The organism is Streptomyces avicenniae (assembly GCF_000719135.1).
Taxonomy (GTDB): Bacteria; Actinomycetota; Actinomycetes; order Streptomycetales; family Streptomycetaceae; genus Streptomyces; species Streptomyces avicenniae.
Genome location: NZ_JOEK01000005.1, coordinates 264088 through 272354, shown reverse-complemented (window position 1 = coordinate 272354; position 8267 = coordinate 264088). Strand labels below are relative to the sequence as shown.

The 8267-nt window shown below is 73.4% G+C and carries 9 protein-coding genes and 1 rRNA gene; 7 read left to right on the top strand and 3 right to left on the bottom strand.

Annotated features, from left to right (window positions below):
- From rrf to IF27_RS11355, 6 genes are all read left to right on the top strand, one after another.
- Positions 1-70: ribosomal RNA gene (rrf, locus tag IF27_RS32135) — 5S ribosomal RNA — on the top strand; the annotation flags it as partial.
- A 96-nt stretch (positions 71-166) separates the two neighbouring features.
- On the top strand, positions 167-1336 hold the full coding sequence (locus tag IF27_RS11370) for an acetoin utilization protein AcuC (protein ID WP_052849338.1): 1170 nt from the start codon (positions 167-169) through the stop codon (positions 1334-1336).
- A gap of 608 nt (positions 1337-1944) precedes the next feature.
- Positions 1945-2151 (top strand): helix-turn-helix domain-containing protein, encoded by a 207-nt coding sequence (locus IF27_RS11365; protein ID WP_052849337.1) that lies wholly within the window; start codon positions 1945-1947, stop codon positions 2149-2151.
- 187 nt (positions 2152-2338) lie between these two features.
- Positions 2339-2437, top strand: a complete 99-nt coding sequence (locus IF27_RS30140; RefSeq protein ID WP_003948845.1) for a 30S ribosomal protein bS22 — start codon at positions 2339-2341, stop codon at positions 2435-2437.
- 87 nt (positions 2438-2524) lie between these two features.
- A complete protein-coding gene (locus IF27_RS11360; RefSeq protein ID WP_052849336.1) occupies positions 2525-3568 on the top strand; it encodes an NAD-dependent epimerase/dehydratase family protein in 1044 nt (347 codons plus the stop codon).
- On the top strand, positions 3561-4529 hold the full coding sequence (locus tag IF27_RS11355; protein WP_052849335.1) for a lysophospholipid acyltransferase family protein: 969 nt from the start codon (positions 3561-3563) through the stop codon (positions 4527-4529). The genes IF27_RS11360 and IF27_RS11355 overlap by 8 nt, the downstream gene beginning before the upstream one ends.
- A gap of 4 nt (positions 4530-4533) precedes the next feature.
- Here the strand turns inward: IF27_RS11355 and IF27_RS11350 are convergent, their stop codons facing one another.
- Positions 4534-5295 carry an SDR family oxidoreductase gene (locus tag IF27_RS11350; RefSeq protein WP_052849334.1) on the bottom strand — a complete coding sequence of 254 codons (762 nt, stop codon included), beginning with the start codon at positions 5293-5295 and terminating at the stop codon, positions 4534-4536.
- Positions 5296-5434: 139 nt separating this feature from the next.
- Here IF27_RS11350 and IF27_RS11345 point away from each other — a divergent pair, with 139 nt between their 5' ends.
- Positions 5435-6280: a helix-turn-helix transcriptional regulator gene (locus tag IF27_RS11345; RefSeq protein WP_052849333.1), complete on the top strand. Its 846-nt coding sequence runs from the start codon at positions 5435-5437 to the stop codon at positions 6278-6280.
- A gap of 6 nt (positions 6281-6286) precedes the next feature.
- On the opposite strand, the gene IF27_RS11340 is transcribed toward IF27_RS11345, so the two are convergent.
- Together IF27_RS11340 and IF27_RS11335 are read right to left on the bottom strand one after the other, a co-directional pair.
- Entirely contained in the window at positions 6287-6739 is a 453-nt protein-coding gene (locus tag IF27_RS11340; protein ID WP_052849332.1) for a hypothetical protein, read from the bottom strand.
- 147 nt (positions 6740-6886) lie between these two features.
- On the bottom strand, positions 6887-8140 hold the full coding sequence (locus IF27_RS11335; protein ID WP_052849331.1) for a DUF5667 domain-containing protein: 1254 nt from the start codon (positions 8138-8140) through the stop codon (positions 6887-6889).
- Positions 8141-8267 lie beyond the last annotated feature (127 nt).

The following is an 8267-nucleotide window of genomic DNA, read 5'->3' as shown; positions in this document are numbered from 1 at the left end:
GGAAGCTAAGCTCTCCAGCGCCGATGGTACTGCATGGGGGACCGTGTGGGAGAGTAGGACACCGCCGGACAATTATTGAAAGAGTAGGGCCCGTTGAACATCAACGGGCCCTACTCGTATGTGTGCCGCCGTTTTTGCGGGAGCCGTCGGACGATAATGTGTCGTCATGAGCGGCAGAACGCGACTGATGTGGCATCCCGCGGTGACGGGGTACGACTTCGGTCCGAACCACCCCATGAACCCGGTCCGGCTGGCGCTGACCATGCGGTTGGTCGAGGCGTTCGGGCTCGACGGCAAGGTCGAGGTGGCCGCCGCCCCCAGGGCCGGCGAGTTCACGCTCGGCCTGGTCCACGAGGCCGACTACGTCGCCGCCGTGAAGCGCGCCGGAGCCGAACCCCGCGCCGCCGACGAGACGTTCGGCCTCGGCACCGAGGACACCCCCGCCTTTCCCCGCATGCACGAGGCGTCCGCGCTCATCGCGGGACAGACCGTGGCCGCCGCCGAGGCCGTCTGGCGCGGCGAGGCCACGCACGCCGTGAACTTCGCCGGCGGCCTCCACCACGCGATGCCGGGCGCCGCGTCCGGCTTCTGCGTGTACAACGACGCCGCCCTCGGCATCGCCCGCCTCCTGGAGCTGGGCGTCGAACGGGTCGCGTACGTGGACACCGACGCGCACCACGGCGACGGCGTCCAGGCCGCGTTCTGGGACGACCCGCGCGTCCTCACGATCTCCGTCCACGAACATCCGCGCACCCTCTTCCCGGGCACCGGGCTGCCCTCCGAGACCGGCGGCGGCGACGCGGACGGCACGGCCGTCAACGTCGCCCTGCCCGCCGGAACGTCCGACGGGGAGTGGCTCCGCGCTCTCCACGCGACCGTCCCCGAGCTGCTCGCGGCGTTCCGTCCGCAGGTCCTCGTCAGCCAGCACGGCGCCGACACCCACTTCGAGGACTGGCAGAGCAACCTCACCCTCAGCCTCGACGCCCAGCGCGCCGCCGCCGACGCCTGCCACTCCTGGGCCCACACCCACGCCGACGGCCGGTGGCTGGCCCTGGGCGGCGGCGGGTACGCCGTGGTGGACGTCGTGCCGCGCAGCTGGACCCATCTCGTCGCCATCGCCGCGCATGCGCCGATCCCGCCGGAGACCCTCGTCCCCGAGGAGTGGCTGCGGACCGTCTACGCGCTGACCCGCCAGCAGGGCCCCCGGCGCATGACCGACGGGCGCAGCCCCGCGCCACGTCCCTGGGCGGCGGGCTACGATCCCGCCAGCGTCGTCGATCAGGCGATCCTGGCCACACGGGCCGCCGTCTACCCCGCACATGGGCTCCTGCCCTGACGCGTCCGGACGGCCCACGCTCGCCCGCCCGGCAGGACCGGCGGGAATGCGCAGACAGCATCCCCCCGATGCACGGGTTTTCTATCGACATAGCGACCCTATTCGGCCTACGCAGCGGGGAGTTGTCCGCCCGGTTCTGTGAAGTGCGGGTTATGCGGAAGGCATATGCCATCGGTTGCCCGTGCGCCGGTGCGCCGGTCGGCCTTTCCGGGGAATGCGGCCGTCGGCCCGAGCGGGAGGGGCGGGTGGGCCGGACGTGGGGCGCGGCCGAGCGGCGCGGTGGATGCGCAGGTCAGCGGCGTCGGCGGGGCTCGTGCACGCGGGTGTCGGCAGGTGTCGCCTCGTCAGGCGATCTCCGGTGCAGCCGAGTTGTCGCCGTTGTGTGAATGGTATGGACGGCGCACGGCGGTTCTTCGCGAGCCCCCACGCGCTATGTGCTCAATCAGGCTTCTCTGTCACGGTAAGAACCCCCTCGCAGTAAAAGGGTGGTTGCGGCACCTCTTCCCCACTCGCATCACCCGCCCCTAATCTGGGGAGGAGCGCACATGCGAGAGGGAGTCACCGGAGGGGAAGCCGGTGTCCGACATGTGCGGAAGGTCAGGTGTGGCATGGCTGCTGAAAGGCTTCTGAGCGAGGCCAAGTTCCTGACCGTGGCGGAGGTCGCCGCGGTGATGCGAGTCTCCAAGATGACTGTGTACCGTCTGGTGCACGCCGGTCATCTGCCCGCGATCCGGGTGGGAAGGTCCTTCCGGGTACCCGAGCAGGCCGTCCACGAGTACCTCCGGGAGTCCTTCGTGGGCGTCGAAAGCGCCTGAACACGGAATACCTCCGGCCCGCGGTGACCGTGGAAACCCCGCGCGCGGCGTGACGCGGCGCCGCGGCCGGAGCTCTCCTCGACCCCTCGATTAACCCGTATCACTCGGTGACCGGTAGGCTGGGCGCATGTAGGTCGTGTGGGCTCCGACGCCCCGCACCGGGAAAGCGAAGTGAGCGAGGGTAGTCGTGGGCTCTGTTATCAAAAAGCGGCGCAAGCGAATGGCGAAGAAGAAGCACCGCAAGCTTCTGAAGCGCACGCGCGTCCAGCGCCGCAACAAGAAGTGAGCGAGCGCCGCTGACCGGCCCTCCCGTCCGAACGGCGACGGGAGGGCCGTAGGCTTGGTGCCCGGAAGCCTGGGGCAGGGGGGTTTCATGGGCAGAACCGTGCTCGTGACGGGCGCCGCCCGGCAGCTCGCCGGCCGGTTCCTGCGGCGGCTCGTGAAAGAGCCGGACGTGGAACGGGTCATCGGCGTGGACGCCGTGCCGCCGGATCGGCTTCCCGGGCGAGCGGAATCGTTCCGCTTCGTCCGGGCCGACCTCCGGCAGCCGTCGATCGTCGCCGTCCTCGCCCAGCACGCGGTGGACACCGTCGTGCACCTCGACGTGCACGCCACGGCCGGGCCGCACGGCGGCGGCCGGGCGGCCGTCAAGGAGATCAACGTCCTCGGGACGCTCCAACTGCTCGGCGCCTGCCAGAAGATCCCCACCCTGCGCCGCGTCGTCGTCGCGTCCAGCACCCTGGTCTACGGGAACTCCCCGCGCGACCCGGCCGTGGCGGACGAGACCAGCCGCCTCGCGGCCCCCGCCGGTGGCGGCTTCGCACAGGACGTCGTCGAGATCGAGGGGTACCTGCGCGGCTTCGCGCGCCGCTGCCCCGACGTGGCGGTGACCGTCCTGCGACTCGCGCACGTCCTCGGGCCTGGCGCCGAAGGACCGCTCGCCGCGTACTTCAGGCTCCCCGTGCTGCCGACCGTGTTCGGCTTCGACCCGCGCCTCCAGTTCGTGCACGAACAGGACGCGGTGGACGTCCTGTGCCGGGCCGTACGGGGCCAGGGCCGCGGCGCGTTGGCCCCCGGCACGTACAACGTGGCCGGGGACGGCGTGCTGTTGCTCTCCCAGGCCGCCCGCCGTCTCGGACGGCCGACCGTCCCGGTGGCGCGGCCCCTGACGCCCTGGCTGGGGCCGGGACTGCGCGCGCTGGGCGTGCACGGCCTGTCCGGCGAGCTGTTCAGGACGCTGACGCACGGCCGCGTCGTCAGGACCGACGCGCTGCGGGCCGCGACCGGCGGTCCGCTCGAATACACCACCGCCGAGGCGTTCGCCGACTTCGCGGCGGTCCACGGCCCCGGGCTCCTGCCGCCCGCCCTGCTGGGACGGGCCGTCGAACGTGCCGAGGAGGCGCTGCGCCGTGGCTGACGCGAAGGTCATCCCCTTCGAGGAGGGCGCCCGCAGGACGCGGGAGCGCGCCGCGGGCGGGGCCGTGCCCCGGCAGGCGGACGGCGAGGGCGCCGGGGGCGCCGCGGCCCCCGCGGAGGCGGGCGGGCTCGACCGGGCGGTGGCGCGCGGTCTCGCGTTCCTGCGCCGCCGCGTCACCGGCGACTACGAGGTGGACGACTTCGGCTTCGACCAGGACCTCACCGACGAGGTCCTGATGACGCTGCTGCGGCCCCTGTTCGAGAAGTACTTCCGCGTCGAGGTGCGCGGCATCGAGAACATCCCGGCGGACGGCGGCGCCCTGATCGTCGCGAACCACTCGGGCACGCTGCCCTGGGACGGGCTGATGCTCCAGGTCGCCGTCCGCGACACGCACCCGGCGCAGCGGCACCTGCGGCTGCTGGCCGCCGACCTCGTCCTCCAACTGCCCGTCGTCAACGGGTTGGCGCGCAAGGCCGGGCACACGCTGGCCTGCGCCGAGGACGCCAGGGAACTCCTCGACAGGGGCGAGCTGGTCGGCGTCATGCCCGAGGGCTTCAAGGGGCTGGGGAAGCCCTACGCCGAGCGCTACAAGTTGCAGCGCTTCGGGCGCGGCGGCTTCGTCGCGACGGCGCTGCGCGCGGGCGTCCCGATCGTGCCGTGCGCGATCGTCGGCGCCGAGGAGATCTACCCCATGCTGGGCAACTCGCGGGTGCTCGCACGGCTGTTGGGCCTGCCGTACTTCCCGGTGACGCCGACGTTCCCGTGGCTCGGGCCGCTGGGCGCGGTGCCGCTGCCGACGAAGTGGACGATCCAGTTCGGCGAGCCGGTCGAGACCAGGGACCGGCCCGCGGAGGCGGCCGAGGACCCGATGCTGATGTTCCAACTGACCGACCAGGTGCGCGAGACGATCCAGCACACGCTGTACAAGCTGCTGGTCGGGCGGCGTTCCGTCTTCTTCTGACGGGTCACGCCTGGCGGGTGGGCAGGGCGACGATCTGCCGCAGGTTGACGTGCCGGGGCCGGCTGACCGTGTAGGTGACGAGGTCCGCGATGTCGTCGGCCGCCAGGGTGCCGAACGCGTCGGCCATGCCGTCCAGTTGCCCGGCCAGGGCGGCGTTGTCCACGTGCCCGGCGAGCTCGGAGTCGGTCAGGCCCGGCTCGATGTTGGTGACGCGCACGTCGCGCGGGCCGAACTCGGTGCGCAGCGACTGCGCGAGGTAGGTGAGGGCGGCCTTGGTGGCGCCGTAGACGGCGTAGTCGGCGAAGGGGATGTGCGCGCCGATCGAGGAGACGGTCACGACGTCGGCGGGCGCGCCGTCGGCCGCGGCGGCGACGAGGTCGGGGGTGAGGGCGCCGATGACGTTGAGCGCGCCGGTGAGGTTGGTGTCGATCATGCGCCGCCACTCGTCGGCCCGTCCGGCGGCGATGGGGTTGGGCAGCATGACACCGGCGGCGGCGACGACCAGATCGACGCGGCCGAACGCGTCGTGCGCCCGGTCGGCGGCGGCCCGTACGGCGTCCGCGTCCGTGACGTCGGCGGCGACGGCCAGGGCCCTGCCGCCCGCCGCCTCCAGCTCGGCGGCCAGGGCGGTCAGCCGCTCGGCGCGGCGGGCGGTGAGGACGACGCGGACGCCGTGGGCCGCCAGGGCGCGCGCGGTGGCGGCGCCCATGCCGCTGGCGGCTCCGGTGACGAGGGCGGTGCGGCCTGCGAGGTCTGCGTAGGACATGGCGTGCTCCGTGTGCGGTGGGTGCGCCGGGGGTGTTCCGCCCGGCGTGGACCACCCTCGTACGCCGCGCCCGGCCGAGGCAGGGGGACGGTTTTCCTGGGTCTGCCGGAACCACCCTGGCCCGTCTACGCTCGGGCGTATGCCTACGGACGCACACATCGGGGACTTCCTGCGCTCACGCCGCGCGCGCCTGCTGCCCGGGGACGTGGGGCTGCCGGAGCACGGCAGGCGGCGGGTGCCCGGCCTGCGCCGCGAGGAGGTGGCGCAACTGGCCGGGGTGAGCGTGGACTACTACGTGCGCCTCGAACAGGGGCGCGGGCCCAGCGTCTCGGACGCGGTGCTCGACGCGATCGCGCGGGTGCTGCGGCTGGACGGCGCGGAGCGTGAGTACCTGTACGCGCTGGCCCGTCCCGCGCGGCGCGGTGGCGTGCCGCCGGGCGCCGAGGAGGTGCGGCCGGGGCTGCGGCTGCTGCTCGACGGGATGGCGGGGACGCCCGCGTTCGTCCTGGGGCGCCGGATGGACGTGCTCGCGTGGAACGCGGCGGGGGACGCCGTGATGGGCTTCTCGGGGATGGGCCCCGGCACGCCCGACATCCCCCGGCACTGCTTCCTCGATCCCGCGTCCCGCGTCCTCTACCCGGAGTGGCCGCTGGTGGCGGCGGAGTGCGTGGCGTTCCTGCGGCTGGCGGCGGGGCGGCATCCGCAGGACGGGCGACTCGCCGCGCTGGTCGATGAACTGGCCGTGCTGAGCGAGGACTTCAGACGGCTGTGGGCCGACCAGGGCGTGACGGAGAAGACGTTCGGCGTGAAGCGGCTGCGGCATGCGACGGCGGGCGACCTGACGTTCGCCTACGAGACGCTGCGCGCGCCCGCGGACGAGGACCAACTCCTCGTCGTCTACACGCCCGAGCCGGGCACGGGCACGGCGGAACGGCTCGGGGCGTTGACCGTACGGACCCCGGCCGCCGCGGAACGGCTCGCCTGAGCGGCGTCAGGCCGGACGTGCCGCGGTGAGGGCCGTCCTGCCGTCCGTCCAGGTCGGCAGGCGCGCGGCGAGCTTCCGCAGCGACGGGCCCCTCACATGGTGGAGGTGCACCGCGAGCGGCGTGCCGAACAGGGCTGTCAGGTGCACCGCGAGACCTGGCCCGACGCCGGTCCACAGCTCTCCTGGCGCGATGGCGGGCCCGGGTAATTCGTGGAGCGGGTACACGCACAGGGCGGAACGGCCCTCGACCGGTCCTGGCAGGACGGCGACCGCCCGGACGTCGTTCCAGCTCAGGCGGGTGGTCGGGCCGCGTCCGTACGACTCGTGGTGTTCGACCCCTTCGGGGGAGAAGCACACGGCGGGGTCGTCGCCGCGGCTCGGTGTCGGCCCGCCCAGGTAGGCGCGGATGGTGGTCGCCAGCGAGTTCCTCGGTCGGTAGAACAGTGATTCCCCACCCACGGGACAACTCCTTCGCGAAGCCGGTCCTACGAGTCTCGACGGCGAGGCGGCGTCGGCTCAAGGGGTCAGGGACGCGGGCGTGCGGACGCCCTCCCCGGGGGAAGGCCCGGGGAGGGCGCGCCGCGCGGGCCAGTACTGCAACACGCTTCAGTCCTGGTCGCGCTCCCCGACGTCCAGGCCGAGGCCGGGCAGCAGGTCGTCCACCAGTGGGGGGATGGTGATGTCCGGCTGCGGGAGTTGGGCGCGGGGTGTCGTGGGACGGCTGCTCGGTGCCTCCTCGGTGGATTCGCCCGGTGTGCCGGGCTCCGGGTCGAGGAGATCGACTCCGCCGAGGAGCCCGTCCCGTTCCGCCGGGGTGCGCCGTTCGTCCGGGCCGGCCGCCGGGCTGTCGTCACCGCTCGGGGGGGTGGGTGACGACGGGGTGGTGGACGCGGAGGCGTCGGCGTCGGTACCGGCGGGCGGGCCGGTGCCCGCGTCGGCGGCTGCCGCGCGCCGTGGCTCGGCGGGCAGCAGGGACTGGAGCGGTGCGATGTCGTCGTCCATGCGGTCGAAGACGTGGCTGACCTCGGTGCCGACGTCCCGCAGTTCTGGCGGGAGCTGGCGGCGGATCAGGGTCCAGGTGTTCCGGTGGCCTTCCGAGAAGGCGGACAGCGACTGGATCGGCCCGAGCGAGCCGTCCGCCGCGTACGCCTGGGAGAGCAGCCGGTGGCCCGCGGCCACGTCGTCGCACATGCTGGACAGGGCACGGCGGATCTCGGCGAGGTCGTCGAGGTCCAGCGGGCCGGACCGTCCGCGCTCCAGGAGGCGGCGGGCCTCGCTCATCCGGGTGGAGGCGAGGTCGAGATGGACGCGGCCCCGGTCGGTGTCGCCGTCGGCGAAGTCGAGCCGGAGGTCCTCCATCCCGCGCTTGAGGCCGTAGAGCGTGTCACCGGGGAGCGCGTCGGTGCTGGCGGCGGCGACACCGCCGAAGGCACCGGCCGCGACCCCCATGGTGAGCCCACCGGCCGCGAGCCCCTTCGTCAGGCGGGATCTCGGCCGCAGTCTGGCCAGCGCGCCGCCCTGGACGGCGCGGTGGAGTCCTCGGCCGCCCCGCGGGCGCCGCTGGGCGGGGACCTGCTCGGCGCGCGGCGGGCTCTCGGCCGCCGTCCCATCGGCGAACGCCTCCTGCATCGCGGCGAGCAGTCCGGCGCGCTGGGCCACCTTGGTCTCGGGGGCCAGCTCCGGCCGTGGCAGGGCCGCCAGCCGGTCCGCGACCGCCAGCAGCGCGGTCTGGTCGCGGGCGTCCGCCGGGATGTCCGCCGCCGTCGCCGGATCCCCTGACCGCGGCTCGGCGAGCCGCGGTTCGTCGAGGAGATGGGCGAAGGCGTTGGCCCGGCGGTTCGCCGACACGGAACCGATCACGGGCGGCACCTCCTCTCGTCACAGGCTTCTCATCACAAGAACGACTCCCTACACAGGACAGAGGTTTCGGGTCCTGGCCATGTCCACCCGGACGGGTGAAAGCCATGGCCAGGACCCGGCTGTAGGA